This is a genomic window from Mesorhizobium alhagi CCNWXJ12-2 (genome assembly GCF_000236565.1).
GTDB classification, from domain to species: domain Bacteria; phylum Pseudomonadota; class Alphaproteobacteria; order Rhizobiales; family Rhizobiaceae; genus Allomesorhizobium; species Allomesorhizobium alhagi.
Genome location: NZ_AHAM01000278.1, coordinates 24,987 through 44,257, shown reverse-complemented (window position 1 = coordinate 44,257; position 19,271 = coordinate 24,987). Strand labels below are relative to the sequence as shown.

Here is a 19,271-nt window from a genome sequence, read left to right as displayed (position 1 = left end):
ACGTTGCACTCGCTTGGTGACAATCGGGCATCCACACGCCGCGATCCGTTGCGGCGCTGCCACCCTTCGAGCCAGCTAATCCTGCGTGCGCGCCGGCGCTTTGATCCAACGCAATGACGGTGCAAGATCGCTTGCCAACGGTGGCAAGGGAAGGGAGCGACGGCCTTGACGATCAGGAACCTTGAATATGCGGTACGACCGAAGTCCGTTGCCGTCTTCGGTGCATCCCACCGCGAGCACTCCGTTGGCCGCGTTGTTATGGACAACATCGTCGAAGGTGGATTCGAGGGCGAGGTCTGGCCGGTCAATCCGAAGTATCGGAAGGTGGCCGGCCGACGGTGCTATGCCAAAGCGGCCGATCTGCCGGGTATTCCGGACCTCGGGGTCATCGTGACGCCGCCCGGGACGGTTCCCGATATCATCCGCGACCTTGGTGAAAAGGGAACACGCGCGGCGGTCGTCATCACCGCCGGGCTGACGCGCGAAAACGGCCTGCGCCAGGCAATGCTCGATGCGGCAAAGCCGAACCTCTTTCGCATCATCGGCCCAAACACGCTCGGCCTGATGATCCCGCCCGTCAAGCTCAACGCCAGCTTTGGCCACATGGCGGCGAAACCCGGCAACATAGCGCTGTTGTCGCAGTCCGGCGCCATTGCCACCTCGCTGGTCGACTGGGCGGCGGAGAACAATGTCGGCTTTTCGCAGATCGTATCGCTGGGCGACATGGCGGATGTCGACGTGGGGGACTATCTCGACCTGCTCGCGGGCGATGCAGCAACACGGACCATCGTGATGTATCTCGAGACGATCCCAAATTCCCGCAAGTTCATGTCGGCGGCGCGCGCGGCGGCGCGTCTCAAGCCGGTGATCGCGATCAAATCGGGACGGCACGAGCAGGCGGCGAAGGCCGCCGCAACGCATACCGGAGCGCTTTCGGGCGCCGATCGCGTCATCGAGGCCGCGCTGCAGAGGGCCGGCGTTCTGCGCGTCAAGGGACTTGCCGAACTGTTCGATGCCGCCGAGACAACAGCTCACTTTGCACCGCTCGAACGTGCCCGTGTCGGTATCGTCACGAACGGCGGGGGTGCCGGCGTACTCGCGGTTGACCAACTCATCGACTGCAAGGGCGAACTGGCCGAACTTTCGCCGGCTACGATTGAACGGCTCAATGTGGTGCTGCCCCCGACCTGGTCGCACGCCAATCCGGTCGACATTATCGGCGATGCTCCCGCAGAGCGCTACAGGGCCGCGGTTGAAGCCGTCGCCGCCGATGCGGCAACAGACGCCGTTTTGGTGATGAACTGTCCAACGGGACTTGCCTCGCCGACTGAAGCTGCGGCTGCCGTGGCCGAACTCACGAAGGAAGGCAAGATCAATGGCAAACCGGTTCTGACCTGCTGGCTGGGCGAACATACCGCGCGCGAAGGCCGACGCATCCTTCAGAATGCCGGCGTTGCCAGCTTCGAAACGCCTGCCGATGCGGCGAGTGCGGTATCGTACCTGAGCGACTGGTCGCGGGCGCGGCGGGCGCTGATGCGGGTGCCGTCGAGCCGAAGCGAGGACGTCGCCAGCGACCGCCAGGCCGTTCTCGACATCTTCCTCCGGGTCGCAAAGGAAAACCGTCGGATGCTCACCGAGCCGGAGGCGAAGTCGGCGATTGCAGCCTACGGCATTCCAGTACCCGAGGTCGTCATTGCGAAATCGCCTGAGGAAGCCGGAAAGGCGGCCGGGCGGCTGCTCGGGAATTCGGAAAAGGTTGTCGTCAAGCTGCTGTCGAAGGCAATTTCGCACAAGTCCGATGTTGGCGGCGTCGTTCTCAATGTCGAGACCGCCGCTGCCGCCGAACAGGCCGCCACGTCCATCGAGGATCGGGTGCGAAAACACGCGCCGGAAGCCGCCATCGAAGGCTATGCCGTCCAGCCGATGGTGGTCCGAAAACATGCGCAGGAGCTCATTCTCGGCATGAGCCGCGATCCGATCTTCGGTCCGGCCATCCTGTTTGGAGCCGGCGGCGTTGCGGTCGAGACGGTCGACGATACGGCAATCGCCTTGCCGCCGCTCGATGATGTGCTTGCCGGCGACCTCATCGAACGCACGCGGATCGGCCGGCTGCTTGCCGGGTTCCGCGACCGCCAGCCGGCCGACCGCGCAGCGATGGTCGCAGCGCTGAATGCGCTGTCGCAGATGATCGTCGACTTTCCCTGCATCGTGTCCATGGACATCAATCCGCTGCTGGCGGACGCGGACGGAGTGATTGCGCTCGACGCCCGCATCGAGATTGAACCCGAACGCGTTGATGAGCCAGGACCCAATCCGGCACTCGCGATCCGGCCTTACCCGTCGGGCTGGAACACCGATCTTGTAGCCGACAGCGTTCGCTACCAAATCCGGCCGATCAAGCCCGCAGACGTCGCGCTTTATCCGGATTTCCTTGCCAAGGTTTCGCCTGACGACATCCATCTTCGCTTCCTCGCCCCGCGCAAAAACTTTCCTGACGAGATGCTCAAGCGGATGACCCAGCTCGACTACGACCGCGAGATGGCCTTCGTGGCGTTGGAAGAAACCGGCGCGCTCGCGGGCGTTGGTCGGCTGTCCTGCGATCCTGACCGTGCCGTCGCCGAATATGGCCTGCTCGTGCGGACGGATCTCCAGGGTCACGGTCTCGGCTGGGCGTTGCTCAGGCAAATTGTCGACTACGCCAAGATGGAGGGGATCGGCCGGGTCGAGGGTATGGTCCTGACCGAGAATTCGAAAATGCTGGCGATGTGCCGCGAATTCGGCTTCTCGATAGCGCACCATCCCAACGAGCCCGGTCTTTCGTTCGCAACGCTCGACCTTGGCTGAAGCAATTCGTTGCACGCCAGCGTTTGTCAGGATGCCGCGCGGCGTGTGCCGCCCGTCGCGGACTCCGGCAACGGTGAGATCCGAACGATCTCAGCAACAATCTCAGCGGGATTTCGTGCGGCGTCGATCCTGCGCCAGGCGAGTTGTGGGGCGGCTCGCTGCAATTGCCGCGAGAGAACGTCTACAGTTGCGTCCGACGGTCCAGCTTTGCGCTCGCTGACCCTTTGCCAAAGGATGACCGGATCGGCATCCAGCCAGAAGCCCGCGAAGGGGAGCCGCCGGTCGCGCGCCGTCTCCTCGATCCGCGCGCGGTCGGTCGGTCTGTCGAAGACGGCATCGGCTACGACAGAACCGCCTTCTGATAGAAGGCGGCCAGCGCTCCATGCCATCTCACTATAGACCTTGTGCGATATTTCCGGCCGATAGGCTTTGTCAGGAAGCCGTGTTTCGGCGGGCACGCCATGCATGGCCTTGCGAATTCGGTCGCTTTCGACAATGCGCGCGCCGGGCGGCGGACCAATGTGCGCGGCCAGAGCCTCGGCGACGGTCGTCTTGCCCGAACCGCTCAAGCCGCCGATCGCAATCAGCCGCGGTGGCTTTTCCTGGAGAAGCGCGCGGGCAAGTTCGAAATAGGATCTGGCCTCGGCGACGAGCTTTTCGGAACCGGTACTGCCTTCTTCGATCTGCGTTGCGGTCACATGCGCGCGCACCGCCGCCCGCACCGCCATGAAAAAGGGCAGGAGGACGAAACCGTCCTCGTCGTCGGCTTCATCAAGGTAGCGGTTCATCACGAGATTGGCGAGTTCCGGAAAGCCGCGATGCCAAAGATCCATGAGCAGGAAGGCAAGATCGTAGAGCACGTCGACGGTCGCGATCTTGTCGTTGAACTCGATGCAGTCGAAGAGCCGCAGCTCGCCGTCAAGCAGGCAGATGTTGCGCAGATGCAGATCGCCGTGGCATCGGCGGACCCTGCCTGCAGCCTCTCTCTGATCAAGCAGTCCGCAATGAAGGGCGAGGGCGATGCGCAAAGCCCCGCTGAAATCGTCGACCTCGGCCTCGCTGAAAACATGGCTGGTGGCAAAGCCGGCTTCGTTTATGTCGAGCACATCCGCCAGATTCGCCGAACCGCTGCAGGAGTGGAGCACGGGTGCGACGCGATGGAATTGTACAATCATGCGTGCGACCGCCGTCATGAGCGAAGGTGTGAGGTCGCCGGCGATGGCCATTCTGTCCAGCAGCTTTGACTGGTCGAAGCGAACCATTTCGATCACCGCATCGACCAGTTCGCCGGTTCCGTCGAAAATGAGCTTGCCGCCAGGCTCTCGCGTGATGCGCCGCACGCCGAGATAGAGGCCGGGCGCCGTCTTCGAATTGAGCTCCACTTCCTTCTGGCAGGCTGCAAGCCGGAGTATCGGCGTCGAGAAATCGACGTAGGGCAGCTTCACCGCGCGCTTCATCTTGTAGGCCCGCCCACCCACCAGGAAAATGCGCGAAATGTGTGTCTCGATAGCCTCGACCGGTCCGGTCTCACCGTAGAAGTTCGGATTCATCAACAGCGAAACTGCGGCTTCCTGGTCTTGGGCGATCATCGCCTGGCTCCCTGTCTGATTCGCCGAGCGTTGGGACGACACGACCGGCGTTGGCGGGAGTTGCCCGCCGTCGCCTATCGCTGCAGTTGTTCGACGTAGCCGGCCAGATTGTGAATGCGTTCGGTGGTGACGACCTCGCCGCCGTTCGGACCGAAGATTTTTGCATCTTCCTCAAGGAACTGGCGGCCCCACACAGGCATCTCGCGGCCTCCATGGCCGGGCACGATGTAGCGGCCGTCAATGATCGCGAAGACGCGCCAATAGGGAAACGCGCCGCCGTTCCGTTCAGTAAGAATGGTCAGATCGGCCGGCCGCTCCAGCAACACATCGCCCAGGGGCCCGTCGCCCTTGCCCTCGACGCCATGGCAGACCGCGCAGGAGTCAAGGTATTCTGCCTGCCCATAGCTCATTTCTTGCGCCGCGGCCGTCCTGCCGCAAGCCACGCTTGCCAGGACCAGCGCGTTCAGGAATTTCATGTGCGCTTTCCCCACGGATTGCACTTATTCGCGAGCCTATTCCGCCGGCTCAGGCGCACCTTGATCCGGATCAATTGCCGCGCGGCGCGTGAACTTTGATTCAGCGCAATGACCGCGCATGGTCCGTGCCGTTAGGGTTGTGGCGACGATTGGATCAACGCGCGGAAGGAGTGGCCGTCATGGCTTTCAAGACAGTACTTACCGTCACCGGACTTGATGATGGTGACAGCGATCTCAAGGTTGCAGCCGGTCTGTGCGCAGAGATCGAGGCCCATCTTTCAGTCCTCGTCCTCGCGCTCGCGGCGCCGCCACCCATTGGGGAGTATGCGGCGATGGTTTCCGACGGATGGCTGGAGGAACGGCAGACCGACCTGGACCGATCGAAGGAAAGGGTGGCTGCCGTTTCCGCTTTCCTCGCCCGTAGCGATGTCTCGAGTGACGTCACCAGCGAATATCCGGAGATCGCATGGGCCGACGAAACGGTCGGCCGGCGCGCGCGGTACGCCGATCTCACGGTTGTTGGCCCGCGGTTGCTTGCCGGCGAGACGCTCAAGGACAAGGTTGTCGAAGGTGTTCTGTTCTCTTCCGGAAAGCCTTTGCTGCTTGTTCCCGAAGGCGGCTCGCAACCGACACTGAAGCCAAAGCGGGTGTTGGTGGCGTGGGATTCGCGTATCGAGGCTTCTCGCGCTCTTCGCGAGTCGCTCGAGATCCTGGACGCTGCGGAAGATGTCCGGCTTGTTCTGGTCGATCCGATGGAAGGCGAAGACAAACACGGCGCGGAGCCGGGCGCCGACGCGGCAGCATATCTTGCCCGTCACGGCGTCAAGGTTGCTGTGGATCGGCTCCCAAGCGCCGGCCATGCGGTCGCCGAAGTGCTTCGGCGCCATGCAGTCGATATCTCGGCGGAGCTGCTGGTGATGGGCGCCTATGGTCATTCGCGCCTGCGCGAGCGCATTTTCGGTGGGGTGACGAAGTCAATGCTTGAAAACCAGTCGTTACCGATCCTGATGGCGCGGTGACAGGGTTGCATCTTGAACGTGCGGGGCCGGCTTTGCTGCCGGCCTTTTGCTGTTGGGGCTAACGTGCGATCTCGATTGAGGCCCGCTGCCGCAAGTGCGACAGGAACCCAGCAAAGGGCAAGGCCGGCAAAGCGCGGCGTGCTAATCCTTTGCTTCCCGCCCGGACATTTGCTCTACCAAAATTCGGAAGAACACATGTGGCGAGTGATCCGACTCCGGAGGTATGATCGGTTTGAGCCCGCCCGGCTCCCACCAGTCGCAATGCTTGCTCAACAACGACCATGCATGATCCCGCTCGCGCTTGTGGCCGATCCGATCAGGCAATTCCTCATAACGGCCGTCGACAACCACGCTTTTCCATTCACGTGCTTCGCCTTTCTCGGTTATCTGAAGCGACACCAAGGGATTGCCTCGCATCCACTCAATCTTCTTTCCGGGCATGGAAAACGCATAAAGATGAGTATCGGCGTAAGCATAGTAGATCGGAATGACGTAGGGTTGCCCGTTCCTTGAGCAGGCCAAGCTGGCAACGCGATTTGCCGCAAGCAGTTTCCTGCATTCGAGCGCCGGCAGCGTCTGGACAATCATTGTTCGATCTCCCGCAGTTTCTGAAACCGGTAGGTTTTCAGCCAGGTTACGTGGCGCAGTTTCGACCCTCCACCAACCTTGTGCTTCTCGGGCGCCACCTGGCGTTGACTCGTGTCAAATTCGGGATAGCAACCGCTGTCGAGTCACTCCCGGCGTTCGACCAGGCTCCCATTGCGGATCGTGTCTGGCGGATGAACCGCTACGACGTCCGCCGGCTTTGCCCCCACCGCCACCTCGGCCGCCACTTCATCCATATGGACATTTCAACGTCCACCTGCCGCGTGCGCTCGCCCAAGACCGCAAAGACGTTCCACTCGGCGCCGTTCCGAAACAGCGCGCTTATGGGGACTTGCAGACTGTTGGCGCATTCCCAGACGGTCAGCTCGGCAAAAACGCGGTAGCCATGACCGCGTCGGCTGTCCGCTTCCGCCAAATCCAATACCGCATTGACGCGTTGCTCTTCGAACCCTAGCGCGGATACCTTGGTGAACGCAGCCGGATCGATGCGTCGCACCGTCGCGCTCAGGTCCGATCACCCCGCTGATCACCGCCTTCGTGCCGGGCGCTATGCCCACCGCATCAGTGGATAGCAAGTCGACCGCAACCTCCAGATCACTCGTATCGCCGATTTCCGCGATCTTCGTGCCGGGCGCCGCCGCCTGCTCACTTTTGGCCACGACCGAAAGCACGGTTCCGTCGATGGGAGCGAGAAGGTTGACACAACAGCTTTCGCCGGTCGGGTCCAAGGGATTGGGTCGCAGCAGCCACGCCTCCGCGCTGGCCAGCCCCGCTCGGCGGAATCCAATTGTGGCCTTCGCGGCCTCCAGTTCTGCGTTCAGCATTTCCACCTGATTGGTGGCCTTCGACAGGGCGCTTTCGGAAATGATTCCCGGACCGAAGAGCTTCAGTGCCCGCGTGCGATCTCCCTACGCCAGCCGCAACGCGGTTTGTGCCCGCGGCAGTTCGCTTTCGGCAATTCCCACTCCAGAGCGAGCAGCACCGCGCCGCAAGAAGTTCGGCTTGCGTCCGAAGCCCATGTGATCGCGCCGGTAGCTGGTGAGTTGCCTCTCGGAAAAAGCAGTGAGTTCCTCGTTGCGGAAACGAATCGTTCCCGACGTCGCGTGGTCCAGGCCGCCCACAATGTTGAGGAGCGTGCACTTGCCGCTTCCCGAAGGCCCCAAAAGGACGACCATCTCGCCCTCGAAGAGATCTAGGGAGACACCGTGCAAGGCGAAGACATCAACTTCGCCGGAGCGATAAACTTTGGTTGTGTCACGTGCAGAAAAGATCGCCGCTTTCATTTTTGGCAGGCCTCAACAAGCCCGCCAAGCCTTAAGGTGCATCAGGATATCGCCTTGATCCTCATCAAACCGGAGACAGCACGCGAATGGATAGTGGCGCCGGCGCAGCGATACCGTCAAGGTCTCGTGGGCTTGGTGGTTCTGTTTCGCCGCACCGGGAGTCCGGCGCCGCGTCGTTGCGAAGCTTGTTGCAGCGCGTTGGCTACCTCCAAATCGATGAGTTGAGGAAAGCTCAGGTAATGGTAGCCAAGGGCATGGAAGCGAGCCGGTTGACTGGGGCACACCACACGATCGGCCTCCTGAGCGAGTTCTGCCACCGTATCCGGGGGTGCAACAGGAATAGCCACGATGATCTCGCGAGGCGACCGGCGCTTAAGAGCGCGGATCGCGACCTTCATCGTGGTTCCCGTCGCGGCTCCGTCATCCACGATGATTGCGGTCTTCCCGGTAATCGACAAGGGCTTCCGCTTTCCGCGGTAGACAAGCCGGCGCCGTTCCAACTCCGGACGCTCCTTTCTGATCAATGCGCCAAGTTCGACATCGTCGAGTGAGTAGGCTTCGATGATCTCGCGGTTGAGTACGACGTCCGGCGGGTCGCCGTCGACGATGGCGGCAACGGCCAGTTCCGGATTTCCCGGCGCCCCTACCTTCCGGACGATGATCAAATCCAGGGGAGTGTTTAGGGTCTTGGCCACTTCTGCGGCAACAGGCACGCCGCCCCGCGGCAAGGCGAGCACCACGGGCTGGTGCAAATGGAGCTTCGCCAACTCGATGGCGAGCCTCTGTCCGGCTTCCTGTCGATCGCGGAACATCGGTCAATGCACCGGCCAGAGCTGGCGCAACGACTTCTTCATCGAATTCCTCACCTGAACGATCTCGCCCTGGGATATATGACGATCGAGGAGCCGGAAAACGGCGGCAATCGCGGCATCCGTATTGTAGAGCATGTCGTCGGCGAAATCGCCTTCGACACGCGTGACGAAATCCTGTTTCTTACGCTCCCATACCGGGGCATCGCCAGGCTTCCAGCCTTCGAAATAAGCCCCACGTATCAGCATCGGCAACTGTGCCGACAGATCGGTCATTTCTTCCGGCGACAGCCAGTCGCGAAGCGCGTGAAGAACAGATCGCAGCAACCGATAGGCTCGGCGCTCGTCCCAATCCAGGTCATCGGCCAACTCGTTCACCCATTGCTGGGCCTGCTGGGCTGCCTGCGTGAAGCCGGACACGGTCGTGTGATTCATGACGTTTGCTCCTGCTCCCGAATGAACTCGGTCGGCATCTTGCGAGTCGGGCAGCAATGCGCATTGAGCCGGATCAATTCGTTGCCCTCAACACCCCTAGGCGATAAGTAACTGACGCTCTGGTCGTCTTTCCGCTTCGCCACGGCCAGATAGCCATATCAACTGCCGCTCGTTCAATATCTCGAAGTGGCAGGCGTCGGCGATGCGGAGCACTCCTTGTCTGGCCATTTCCTGAATCGATCGGCTGATGGATTCGGCCGTGGTCCCTAGATAGGCGGCCATGTCGCGCCGATTAATTGGAACTTCGATCTCATACGAAGTCGGGCGGTTTGGTGCGGGCGCTGACAGTCCAGGCGAGCGGCCTCGGACAATCAGCAGAAAAGTTGCAACGCGCTCCATGACAGTCTGGCAGCCCAGAAGCATCATCCAATCTTGCGCCGCATCGAGTTCATCGAGGATAGAGAGCAACATTCTGTGTTCTAGAGCGGGAAAGCGGCCGAGCAGGGCTTCGAACGCCCTACGGCTGTAGCAACATAAGGTGACTGGTGTGGCCGCCTCGATTGACACCTGGGATCTGTGCGAGAACACGCGTCCGAACATGTCCGACGGCACGAGTAGTCCAACGATCTGCTGTCGACCATCCGGGATCGTCTTCTGCATGCGCAAGACACCGCTGACGACATTTCCAACGAAGGGGATCTCTTCTTCCTCGCCGAAAACGGTTTCGCCGGCGGCATACCGCCTGACACGGGCAAGTCGTTCCAGTTCCTGCTTGATCGCGGAGTCAATTCCGCGACAAACCGAGCAACCGAGTGAGGCGCAACGATCAGTCACGATCGCGCGTGAGGTTGAACGAGCCAACATGCATCCCTCTTGCCAACAGATGCAGGCAGCTGCCTTCACGTCGGCGGCGGCATCAAGCCGTTCCGCCGATTGTTCGACCGCCCCTGCGTGCGCCCACCCCAAGGCAATATGGCATACGCAAATGGCCGCGAACCTTGTTTCAGATCAAATTAAACTGACTTTCGGAGGTTTGGTGAGCAGGTGTACCTTTTCCTGATCAGTTGCCTTGTCTCAGCGTGCTCAAGCCTTCCCGGTAATTCGCCCGGAAGGAACTCGCCTCGGCAAGGCGACCCCGTTTTTGCAGGGTATAAAGCCTCCCCAAGTCTATTGCGAAGTAACGTGCGATCATTGCATCGGAAAGTCCAAGATCGGCAAGCGTGGCGATGCTCAAGGCAGGAGCAGGTCCGAGGCGGGAGTCGATTTCAAGGTCGTCGCTCATTATCTCTCCGATCGTAAGCAACCATCAGCGCGCCCGATTGGCGCGCCGATGAGATATTGATGGTGCATTTCACGCCGCTTTAACCGCGATCTTCTTTTCTGCTTTCTGCGCATCCGAAGTCTTAGGCAACTTTACAGTCAGCACGCCCCTGGCAAAGGTTGCGTCGATCTTGTCGACTTCAACGCCTTCAGGGAGTTGGAACGAGCGCTGGAAGGAACCATAGCGGCGCTCGGAGAGGAAGTAGTCCTTCTCCTTCTCTTCTTTTTCTTCCGACTTTTCGCCCTTGATCGTAAGCATGTGATTGGACAGCTTGATCTCGACGTTCTTCTCGTCGATGCCGGGCAACTCGGCCGTAATTTCGTATTCCGTGGCTTTCTCGACGAGATCCATCGCCGGCGCGACAGCCCATGCGGCACCGCCCAGCTTCGGCATTTCTAAATCGAACATTGAGCGCGGCGACAGCAGGCGCCAGCCGAATGGGTGGAAATCGTCGAACAGGCGGTCGATCTCGCGGCGCAGATTCTCGAACGGGATCGGCCAGTTGCCGGACTGGGAGGGGATGGAGGACTTTTCGGATTTAATAGGCAGTTTGGTGGCAGCTTCGCGCATTGTTGTGCTCCTCGAAATGAGTTCACCTACAGGCACCGCTGCCTCTACTCTTCCAGCTTTCGATCCCTAGAGGCGCCAGAGCTGGAGGACAGCGGACCCGCTTGCCAAGTATCATCGCCGGACTGTCGGTGACTTCGCGAATTCACGTCTTGCGACGGTTCGTCGTGCCCCAGCTCGGCTCGGCCTGACAAGGATGACATCTAAGCCCTTGCGGCAAACGCCCACATTGATCCGCATCAACGGGCAGTCGGGGATTGGCGAAACTGGAATGATGATCATTGCTGAGCGCCGGACTATCAACGGGGCTGCCCGGCCTGACGCAGGTGTTTGTAGCTGCGGGCCCTGTGACCCGGCTCGGATAGGACGCCGGCATTGTGTCCGCCTGGCGTCAGCACGAAATCAACCTCCGTGTCGAGAAGGTGCGTCAGCCTGAAAACGGATCGCCAAGGCGCCACGTGGTCGGTCACTGTGCCAACCGCGAACACCGGAACCCGAATGTCCTCGACATGGACCGGCTGGCCATCGGCCTTCCATCGACCCTGAGCGAAGTCGTTGTTGAGATAGAGCCGGCGCAGATATTCGGAACGCAGCGCTAGCCGTGTCGCATCCGCGTTCCAGGCCATGAGGTCGGACATCGGCGCGCGCTCGCCCATAAGATATTTCCGCACGATTCGCGACCAGACAATATCCTGGGAGCGCAGCATGCGGAAGGCTCCAGCCATTCGCCGCTGATCGAGAAAACCCTCGCTCCACATCAAATCTTCGAGCATCGATACCTGGCCCTCGTCGACGAACAGGCCAAGCTCGCCCGGTTCCTTGAAATCAAGCTGCGCGGCGTACAGCGAAGGCGATTTCAGCCGCTCGCCGCCGCTACGTGCCATGGCGGACGCCGCGATTGAATGCAGCGTTCCGCCAAGGCAGAACCCTGCCACAGCAGGAAGGACTGCTCATACGCGCTGAACGGAAAGATCTGCCAGCCGGAATGGCGGAAGCGCCGGTCCGGCGGCAGCGGCGAAATGCATGTGCGGGCCAGTCCCTTTTCCGCTGCGCATCCGGCCAGGAAATTCGCCAGACGGTTAAGTTTCTCAACTGCCTTGATAAGTATTCCTGCTGCTTGCCCGGCGACGCATCGAGATGCAGCGCCCAGTCCTGCCATGCCTGCACGACGCTGGCCGGCGAGATGCCGAAGGTCATCGACGCGAGGGCCGCATGCACAAGCCGGTCGGCGTCGCGGAAGACGTCGACCGTTTCCGCCCGCATCGGCCGCCTGTCGGGCATCTCCACGATTGGCTTCAAGGCGACGTTGGTGGAACAGCCCCGAAGCCGGCGAGTGTAAAGCGCGAGGAATTTGACGGGCCTCACCTTGTAGTGCGCCAGCCCTGCGAGCAGCCATTTACACTCTCGCCGAAGCGCCGGCAGTCCCGATCTGCTGGTCGCTGCTACTCGGCCTAGGCGACGGTTCTCGCCGCTATGGCCTCGATAGTGGCCTCGGCCTCCTTGCGGAGGCGCTTGGCAGTTTCTGAGGCGAGCTTTGCTCCGATCGTGGCGATCTTCCCGGCCTCGGCAGCATAATCGGAAGTCGCATTCTGCATGAAGTTGCCGAGCACATCGAAGGCGTCGTTGAACTCGTCGCTGGCAAGGAGATCGTCGGCCAATTTCACGTCCTGCTCGTAGCGGTGCGTCAGAAAGGAAAGTGTCTCGATCTGGTAGCGCATCATCCCCTTGAACGCGTTCGCCTGAAAACGCGTGGCGGCGAAGAAGGGATTGTGACCCGTTGCCATCATGGGCAACGACAGCATGGCGACTGGTGACTGCTTGGTTAGGTTCAGCATAGCGTCTACTCCGTGGGAATGCCGGCGCACGCGCAAGGGACACGTGCGGGGAATCTGCGGACAAACTAGGCCGCGATACGAGATGCCCCCTTGATCCGGATCAACGCTGCGCGTTTGCCGAGCGCATTATTAAAATCTCAAGTCGACGGAACAGCCGGTCTATCCCTCCCCATCCTAACGGCCGGCCCTTTCCGATCCAGACCACTGGCTTTCATCTGCCGCCGAGATTTCGGGATCGTGGTGGCCGGATTGGACGCAGTGGCTGCAGACGCATTCCAGCGGGGAAACCACACCGCTGCTCCCGGGAGGCGGAGCCGCCGGCTATCGACCGATTTGCCCATCTCCAGGAACGTACGTCCTCAGAACGTAGCGCGGAACGATCACAAGCTTGATACCGATCAAAGCCCGTCTGTTCGAGGATGGGCAAATTGACTGCCTGTAAGCTCGAACCCGTCAGGCATTTCCAGATGAACGCGATCACTTCGACGACTGCTGAGGCTTCGGGGCTGTCCGAAACCGAAGCCGCCGGACGGCTTCGGCAATACGGCCCAAACGCATTGCCGAAAGCGAGACCGCCATCGCTTGGCCTCGTCTTCCTGCGCCAGTTCCTCAGCCCGCTGATCTATATTCTGCTTGCAGCCGCCGTAGTTTCTGCCGCTGTGAGCGATTTGAAGGACGCCGTCTTCATCGGGATTGTGCTGCTGATCAACGGCATCATAGGAACCGTACAGGAATACTCCGCCAGCCAGGCCGCCGCCGCCTTGCGCAGCCTCGAACAACCACATGCGACCGTCATTCGCGGAGGGGCAAGGAAGGAAATCGACGCCCGCGAAATTGTTCCCGGCGACTTCGTCCTGCTGGAAGCCGGCAGCCGCGTCCCCGCCGACCTTCGCCTGGTTGAAACCGAGGACCTTCGCTGTGATGAATCGCTGCTGACGGGAGAATCCGCAGCCGTCAGCAAGTCCATCGGCTCAGGAGACGGCCGCGAGGCTCTGCGTGCTGGCCATGCGTTTGCCGGAACTATGGTGACGCGGGGCAGGGGCAGGGGCATTGCTGCGGCGACCGGAGCCGAAACCGAGATCGGCAGGATCGCCGATCTGCTCGCTGCCCGGTCCATCTCGCTGCCGCCTCTGATGATCCGGATGGAGCGCTTCTCGCGCACGATCGCATACTCCGTCGGCGCCGCAATCGCAGCGCTGATTGCGGTGGGGATGCTGCGCGAGATGGGCTTCCATGACCTTTTCCTGATGGCCGTTGGGCTCGCGGTCAGCGCCATCCCTGAAGGGCTTCCGGTCGCCATCTCGGTCGCGCTTGCCATTGGGATGCGGCGCATGGCGAAGGCGAACGTGATCGTGCGCAACATGCCGGCGATCGAGGCGCTCGGTTCTTGCACCATGATCGCGACTGACAAAACCGGCACGCTAACCATGAACGAGTTGACGGTGATCGAGATGCGGCTGCCCGATGGGACGTCGGTCACCTTCGAGGCCGGATACGATCTCGACGCCTGCGCCGTCCGGTCGCCTAATGTCGAGGACCAGGAGGCGAGGATCCGGGCCGCCGGTCTCCTGCGCGCCGCTGCTTTGCCGAACGAAGCGACCCTCGTACGGGACGGTGACGCCTGGACGGGTTTGGGCGACACCGTCGACATCGCCTTACTGGTGGCCGCGCGGAAAGCAGGAATCGTCCATGAGGACGTTTCGGCAAAACATCCGCTCGTGGCCCGTATTCCCTATGAACCCGACCTCAGATATGCCGCGTCATTCCATCATTGCGGCGATCGCGTGCGTATTTTTGTGAAAGGTGCGCCCGAAACCTTGATTGCCATGGCCAGCCGGATGGATAGCGCAGGCGGGACCGTGCCTGTCGATCGGGCGCGGCTCGTTGCACAGAAGGAGGAACTCGCTGCACGGGGACTGCGCGTGCTCGCCTTCGCCGAGGGCGAGATCGAGATCGACGCCGCCAGCGCCTACGGAAGCCAGCATCTCGTCAATCTTGTATTCCTCGGTCTCGCGGGCATGCAGGATCCACTACGCCCGGAAGTTCCCGAAGCAATCCGCGCCTGTCAGAGCGCAGGCGTCGAGGTGGCGATGGTCACCGGTGATGATCCGAAGACGGCGACGGCCATCGCAGGGCAGGCCGGCCTCCACGTTACGCCAGAACAAGTGGTCACCGGCGAACTGGTGCGCGGTGCCGAGCAGCAAGGTGAGGCGGCGCTCGATGTGTTAACGCGGGACGCCCGCATTTACGCCCGCGTCGAGCCGGCGCAGAAGCTGGCGATCGTGCTGTCGATGGCGCGCAACGGCCATTTCGTTGCCGTCACCGGGGACGGCGTCAATGACGCTCCGGCGCTGAAGCACGCCCATGTCGGGGTCGCCATGGGAAGGAAAGGGACCGATGTCGCCAAGGAAAGCGCTGACATCATCGTTACCGACGACAATTTCGCGTCGATCGTCTCCGGCATTCGGGAAGGTCGCGTCGCCTACGCCAATATCCGCAAGGTCATCTTCATGCTCGTCTCGACGGGCGCGGCGGAAGTCGTCCTCTTTCTTCTGGCGATCCCGCTTGGCTTGCCAATGCCATTGTTGCCGGTCCAGCTTCTTTGGCTGAATCTTGTCACCAACGGCATCCAGGATGTCGCACTGGCCGCCGAGAAAGCGGAAGGCGATGAACTCTCCTATCCGCCACGACGTCCCAGGGAGCCGATTTTCGACCGGATAATGCTCCGGCGCATCCTTCTTTCCACCGTCGTCATGGGCGTGGGCGGTTTCATCGTCTTCTGGTGGCTACTCCTGCAAGGCCATGCCGAACACGATGCCCGCAACCTCCTGCTTCTGCTGTTTGTGCTGTTCGAAAATTTTCAGACCTTCAACAGCCGATCCGAGCATCGATCGGTTTTCCGGCAAAGCCTGTTCGCCAATCCGCTCCTCGTCGTCGGCGTGATCGGTGCGCAGGCGCTGCATATCGGAGCGATGCACGTTCCAATTATGAGCGAAACACTCGGGCTTTCGCCGGTTTCGTTACGTGAATGGGCTGTGATGCTGGCGTTCGCTTTTGCGCTGCTCGTTGTGATGGAGTTCGACAAATGGGTGGATAGACGGTATCGCTTGCGAGCTCCGAGCAAATTTGATGGATGTCAAAGCCGGCTGACGTCAGTCGGGTAGATTTCGCAAATGGCTCATAAACCCGCTCATCCCCACTGCGCGAACCTGATGCACATCGCCTTGTGTTGCGCGGTGATTGCTGTCTTGAATTTCCCCGGGACGGCGAACGCGGACAATTCGCAGGGCAAGGCGTTGGTGGAAGCCAATTGCGGGCGTTGCCATGCGACTGGAAGTGTCGATAAGAGCAGCCATCCCGACGCGCCCGCCTTTCGTACTCTGTCGCAGCGGTATCCGCTCGACGCTCTGGAGGAGGCATTCGCTGAGGGCATATCGACCGGGCATCCGGACATGCCCGAATTCGTAGCGACGCCAGGTCAAATCGCGGCAATCATCGACTATATCGGGAGTCTGCAGCAACCATGACTGACAGAGCGAACAATGCATCGGGTGGGATGCGATGCATCCTGGTTGGTATCGAAGCAGCGCCGGAGTTCGTGGAAACGCCCGCCTTGGAGTATGCGATAAGCCTCGCCGCCGATTGCGGAGCCAGCTTGTCCCTTTATGTGTTTGCGCCGCCCCCATCGGCTCCATGGCCGATGACCACTGGATCGGCCTCGGCTTGGTTGGAGAACGAGACGGAGCGTCTGGAGCAACAGACCGCCGCCACCACACGCGCCGCCAGTAAACTCGTCTCACAGGCCGGGGTTGATCTAGTTGCTGAACACGCCAACGCGCTTTTCGAGCCTCGCGACGCACGGTTTGTTCAACTGGCGCGGGTTCACGATGTGGTGATATTCGATGCAGCGGCCGCGGCAGACTCTTCGGGCCGAAGAGTGATCGAGGACATGCTGTTTGACAGCGGGCGCCCAGTGGTCTTGATCCCACGATTTGCCGGGAACGTCTCGCCGCGTCGCATCGCGATCGCCTGGGATGGCAGTGCGCGGGCCGCCCGCGCCGTCAAGGACGCGCTGCCCTTTCTGATTGCCGCCGACCTGGTTGTTGCGGTGACCATTACCGGCGAGAAGGACCTGTCGCGCATGGCGCCGGGGGCCGATCTTGCCAGCTATCTTGCAAGGCACGGCATTAGGAATTGCAAGCTCGCCACCCTTGCTGGCGCAGGTGGAGACGTGGCAGCGCGCCTGCGTCTGTTTGTTGCCGAGGAAGACGTTGAAATGATTGTAATGGGTGCCTTCGTGCATTCGCGCTTTCGCGAGGCGGTGCTCGGCGGCGTCACCCGATCGATGCTCGACGATACCCCTGTCCCGCTTTTCCTGTCGCATTAGCGGGCCTAAGCGCTCCCCGATCCGAACGCGAGTCGATTGGGGAGGTTGTTGAGGCACATCAAGGAACGAAGGGCGTACTTGCCGTATAAGCAGTCTCCCGTTTCGTTCGCTGCGGATTTGAGAAATCAACGGACTGTCACGGCGGGGAGATCGAGAATGAAACGCCAGGCCCTTCTTCCGCTCGTCACCTATCCCGATCCAATTTCGGACGCGGCGGCTGCGAACGCCGCCGCGATGGCGGCGCGGCTCGATGCTGATCTGTACGCGCTGGCGGTGAATGTCGATATTCCTCCCGTTCCAAATGCCCTATTACGACTTCTGCTGAACACGCCGGAACTGATCCGGCACGCGGAGGCGATGAGTAGAGAGCGCGGGACAGAAATGCTCGCAGCAGTGACCGGGCAGGCCGGGCAGATTGGCGTCGAGATTACGACCAATACGCTTGCAGCTGCGCCCGCGCTCCTCGGCGACGCGGCCGCGACGCAAGCGCGATACTTCGATTTTGCGCTCGTCGGATGGGCAGCGAACAATCAAACATCTCGCAGGACGGCGGAAGCCGTTATTTTCGGCTCCGGTCGCCCCACGATCCTGGTTCCTGAACGCTCGGAACCCGACCCGATCGATCATGTCGCAGTTGCATGGGACGGTAGTCGCGTTGCCGCCCGTGCTGTCGCAGACGCTGGGCCGTTGCTCCAACGGGCCGCGAGGATTTCTGTTCTCACCGTCGTCGATGAGAAGCCGCTTCATGAAAAGGACGCGGGCGAACGCCTTGCGGGAAGTCTGCGCAAGCGTAAATTGTCGGCGGAAGCCGTGGCGATCCGGGCGGAGGATTGCCCGATCAGTGCGACGCTGCAGGAACACGCGATCCGAAGCGGAGCTACGCTCCTGGTCATGGGCGGCTATGGCCATTCTCGCGTACGCGATTTCGTCCTTGGCGGCGCGACGGAAGGCATCCTGGATGATCTGCGGCTGCCGGTAATGCTATCGCATTGACGATCGGCATTGGTTTGAACGGGACGGCGCCGCGCTCAGTGGATGTGGCGCTAAGGGCAAGACCGTAAAAGGCTGGTTGCGGTTCCATTTCTATGGACGGCTGTTGGAGGAAGCGCGGCCTTTTTGCTCGGCATATCTCAGGATTGGCTGCTGCTTGTCGCCGGGTTCATCGTTCGGGCGAGCAAAGACACTCCATGGACTAGTTTCGGGCCGGCAACTTGATCTGGCTCAAAGAAGGCTCGTTTACCTGCTCTATCATAACGCCAATCGGGGCTCGCAGCGGCGCCGAGACGAGCCGATATTGACCCGACGCGTAAGCCGTTCGTTTGCGAGAGCTGTTGGACCGATCTCTGGATCTTCTTCAGATGCCAAACTGCCGTCAGGCGCCACCCCAGTACCTCTAACTGAGCATATGAGAGGCAGATGAAAGCAGAATATGTCATGACCGCGGATGTGGTTTCCGTTTCGCCTAACCACAGCGTGAGGCATGCGGCGCAACTCATGTTGGATCATCGGATCAGCGGCCTGCCCGTGCTTGACGACAATGGCCGCGTGGTGGGCATCGTGACCGAGGGCGACCTGATGCGCCGGTCGGAACTCGGTGTCCAGGCGCTCGCGCCCATTGGTCGGCAATTCACCACGAGCGAGGACAGCGCGCGCGCTTACGTGAAAAGCCACAGCTGGAAAGTGGCGGACGTAATGACTGCGGATCCCGTTGTTGTGGACGAGGGAACTTCGCTAACCCAGATAGCGGACCTCATGACAGAGCGCGGCATCAAGTGCGTGCCGGTGATGAGAGGAACGCATCTAATTGGAATCGTCAGCCGTGCCGATCTCCTGCGTGTTTTGGTTAAGGCCAAAACTGACGACACGGCGTCCGGCGACAATGCCATCCGACGCAGCATTCTTACACGCTTGCGAGACGACGCCGGCGTGGAGGGAAACAGCCTAATTCTCACCGTCAGCGACGGTCTGGTCCATTTTTCGGGAGTAGTCTCCTCGCAGAGCGAACGGGATGCTGCCCGCGTGGTTGCCGAGGGCGTCAGAGGCGTCAAAGGTGTATTCGACCACCTATCGGTCGGCTAACTCTCCACAGGCCGTCAACCT

Annotated in this window: 20 protein-coding genes and 1 pseudogene; 8 read left to right on the top strand and 13 right to left on the bottom strand. The window is 61.1% G+C overall.

Annotation, left to right across the window (positions count from 1 at the left end; genetic code table 11):
• Positions 1-165: 165 nt before the first annotated feature.
• The gene (locus MAXJ12_RS29480) at positions 166-2,844 is read left to right on the top strand and encodes a bifunctional acetate--CoA ligase family protein/GNAT family N-acetyltransferase (protein WP_040588709.1); all 2,679 of its coding nucleotides are present in this window, start codon (positions 166-168) and stop codon (positions 2,842-2,844) included.
• Between the two features lie 26 nt (positions 2,845-2,870).
• Here the strand turns inward: MAXJ12_RS29480 and MAXJ12_RS29475 are convergent, their stop codons facing one another.
• Both MAXJ12_RS29475 and MAXJ12_RS29470 read right to left on the bottom strand, forming a co-directional pair.
• Positions 2,871-4,433, bottom strand: a complete 1,563-nt coding sequence (locus tag MAXJ12_RS29475) for a bifunctional aminoglycoside phosphotransferase/ATP-binding protein (protein WP_008839816.1) — start codon at positions 4,431-4,433, stop codon at positions 2,871-2,873.
• Between the two features lie 74 nt (positions 4,434-4,507).
• Positions 4,508-4,909, bottom strand: coding sequence for a c-type cytochrome (locus MAXJ12_RS29470; RefSeq protein ID WP_008839815.1), 402 nt, complete (start codon positions 4,907-4,909; stop codon positions 4,508-4,510).
• 179 nt (positions 4,910-5,088) lie between these two features.
• Between MAXJ12_RS29470 and MAXJ12_RS29465 the strand changes: the two genes are divergently transcribed.
• The gene (locus MAXJ12_RS29465; protein WP_008839814.1) at positions 5,089-5,928 is read left to right on the top strand and encodes a universal stress protein; all 840 of its coding nucleotides are present in this window, start codon (positions 5,089-5,091) and stop codon (positions 5,926-5,928) included.
• Between the two features lie 141 nt (positions 5,929-6,069).
• Here the strand turns inward: MAXJ12_RS29465 and MAXJ12_RS29460 are convergent, their stop codons facing one another.
• The 11 genes and pseudogenes from MAXJ12_RS29460 to MAXJ12_RS29410 form a co-directional block, all read right to left on the bottom strand.
• Entirely contained in the window at positions 6,070-6,516 is a 447-nt protein-coding gene (locus MAXJ12_RS29460) for a pyridoxamine 5'-phosphate oxidase family protein (RefSeq protein WP_008839813.1), read from the bottom strand.
• A gap of 199 nt (positions 6,517-6,715) precedes the next feature.
• Positions 6,716-7,030 (bottom strand): efflux RND transporter periplasmic adaptor subunit, encoded by a 315-nt coding sequence (locus MAXJ12_RS39315; RefSeq protein ID WP_008839812.1) that lies wholly within the window; start codon positions 7,028-7,030, stop codon positions 6,716-6,718.
• Between the two features lie 514 nt (positions 7,031-7,544).
• Positions 7,545-7,817: pseudogene (locus MAXJ12_RS29450) on the bottom strand (ATP-binding cassette domain-containing protein); the annotation flags it as partial.
• Between the two features lie 116 nt (positions 7,818-7,933).
• On the bottom strand, positions 7,934-8,629 hold the full coding sequence (locus MAXJ12_RS29445; protein ID WP_008839810.1) for a phosphoribosyltransferase: 696 nt from the start codon (positions 8,627-8,629) through the stop codon (positions 7,934-7,936).
• Positions 8,630-8,632: 3 nt separating this feature from the next.
• The gene (locus MAXJ12_RS29440) at positions 8,633-9,061 is read right to left on the bottom strand and encodes a DUF2267 domain-containing protein (RefSeq protein ID WP_008839809.1); all 429 of its coding nucleotides are present in this window, start codon (positions 9,059-9,061) and stop codon (positions 8,633-8,635) included.
• Between the two features lie 96 nt (positions 9,062-9,157).
• Complete coding sequence (locus MAXJ12_RS29435) at positions 9,158-9,925, bottom strand: Crp/Fnr family transcriptional regulator (protein ID WP_008839808.1); 768 nt, start codon at positions 9,923-9,925, stop codon at positions 9,158-9,160.
• Positions 9,926-10,121: 196 nt separating this feature from the next.
• Positions 10,122-10,343 carry a hypothetical protein gene (locus MAXJ12_RS29430; protein WP_008839807.1) on the bottom strand — a complete coding sequence of 74 codons (222 nt, stop codon included), beginning with the start codon at positions 10,341-10,343 and terminating at the stop codon, positions 10,122-10,124.
• A gap of 69 nt (positions 10,344-10,412) precedes the next feature.
• Positions 10,413-10,952, bottom strand: coding sequence for an Hsp20/alpha crystallin family protein (locus MAXJ12_RS29425; protein WP_008839806.1), 540 nt, complete (start codon positions 10,950-10,952; stop codon positions 10,413-10,415).
• A 296-nt stretch (positions 10,953-11,248) separates the two neighbouring features.
• Positions 11,249-11,833 (bottom strand): alpha/beta hydrolase, encoded by a 585-nt coding sequence (locus MAXJ12_RS29420; RefSeq protein WP_008839805.1) that lies wholly within the window; start codon positions 11,831-11,833, stop codon positions 11,249-11,251.
• Positions 11,823-12,146 carry a poly-beta-hydroxybutyrate polymerase N-terminal domain-containing protein gene (locus MAXJ12_RS40245; RefSeq protein ID WP_420492402.1) on the bottom strand — a complete coding sequence of 108 codons (324 nt, stop codon included), beginning with the start codon at positions 12,144-12,146 and terminating at the stop codon, positions 11,823-11,825. Before MAXJ12_RS40245 ends, MAXJ12_RS29420 begins: the two co-directional genes overlap by 11 nt.
• Positions 12,147-12,400: 254 nt before the next feature.
• Positions 12,401-12,784, bottom strand: coding sequence for a phasin family protein (locus MAXJ12_RS29410; protein ID WP_008839803.1), 384 nt, complete (start codon positions 12,782-12,784; stop codon positions 12,401-12,403).
• Positions 12,785-13,251: 467 nt separating this feature from the next.
• On the opposite strand from MAXJ12_RS29410, the gene MAXJ12_RS29405 reads away from it, so the two are divergent.
• The 6 genes from MAXJ12_RS29405 (at position 13,252) to MAXJ12_RS29385 (ending at position 19,250) form a co-directional block, all read left to right on the top strand.
• Entirely contained in the window at positions 13,252-15,948 is a 2,697-nt protein-coding gene (locus MAXJ12_RS29405; RefSeq protein WP_050898924.1) for a cation-translocating P-type ATPase, read from the top strand.
• Positions 15,949-15,996: 48 nt separating this feature from the next.
• A complete protein-coding gene (locus MAXJ12_RS29400) occupies positions 15,997-16,311 on the top strand; it encodes a c-type cytochrome (protein WP_008839801.1) in 315 nt (104 codons plus the stop codon).
• Complete coding sequence (locus MAXJ12_RS29395) at positions 16,308-17,171, top strand: universal stress protein (protein ID WP_244421647.1); 864 nt, start codon at positions 16,308-16,310, stop codon at positions 17,169-17,171. The genes MAXJ12_RS29400 and MAXJ12_RS29395 overlap by 4 nt, the downstream gene beginning before the upstream one ends.
• A gap of 48 nt (positions 17,172-17,219) precedes the next feature.
• Positions 17,220-18,164 carry a universal stress protein gene (locus MAXJ12_RS29390; RefSeq protein WP_244421646.1) on the top strand — a complete coding sequence of 315 codons (945 nt, stop codon included), beginning with the start codon at positions 17,220-17,222 and terminating at the stop codon, positions 18,162-18,164.
• Between the two features lie 72 nt (positions 18,165-18,236).
• Complete coding sequence (locus MAXJ12_RS39305) at positions 18,237-18,386, top strand: DUF6064 family protein (protein ID WP_244421649.1); 150 nt, start codon at positions 18,237-18,239, stop codon at positions 18,384-18,386.
• A gap of 201 nt (positions 18,387-18,587) precedes the next feature.
• On the top strand, positions 18,588-19,250 hold the full coding sequence (locus MAXJ12_RS29385) for a CBS domain-containing protein (protein WP_040588706.1): 663 nt from the start codon (positions 18,588-18,590) through the stop codon (positions 19,248-19,250).
• Positions 19,251-19,271: the final 21 nt, after the last annotated feature.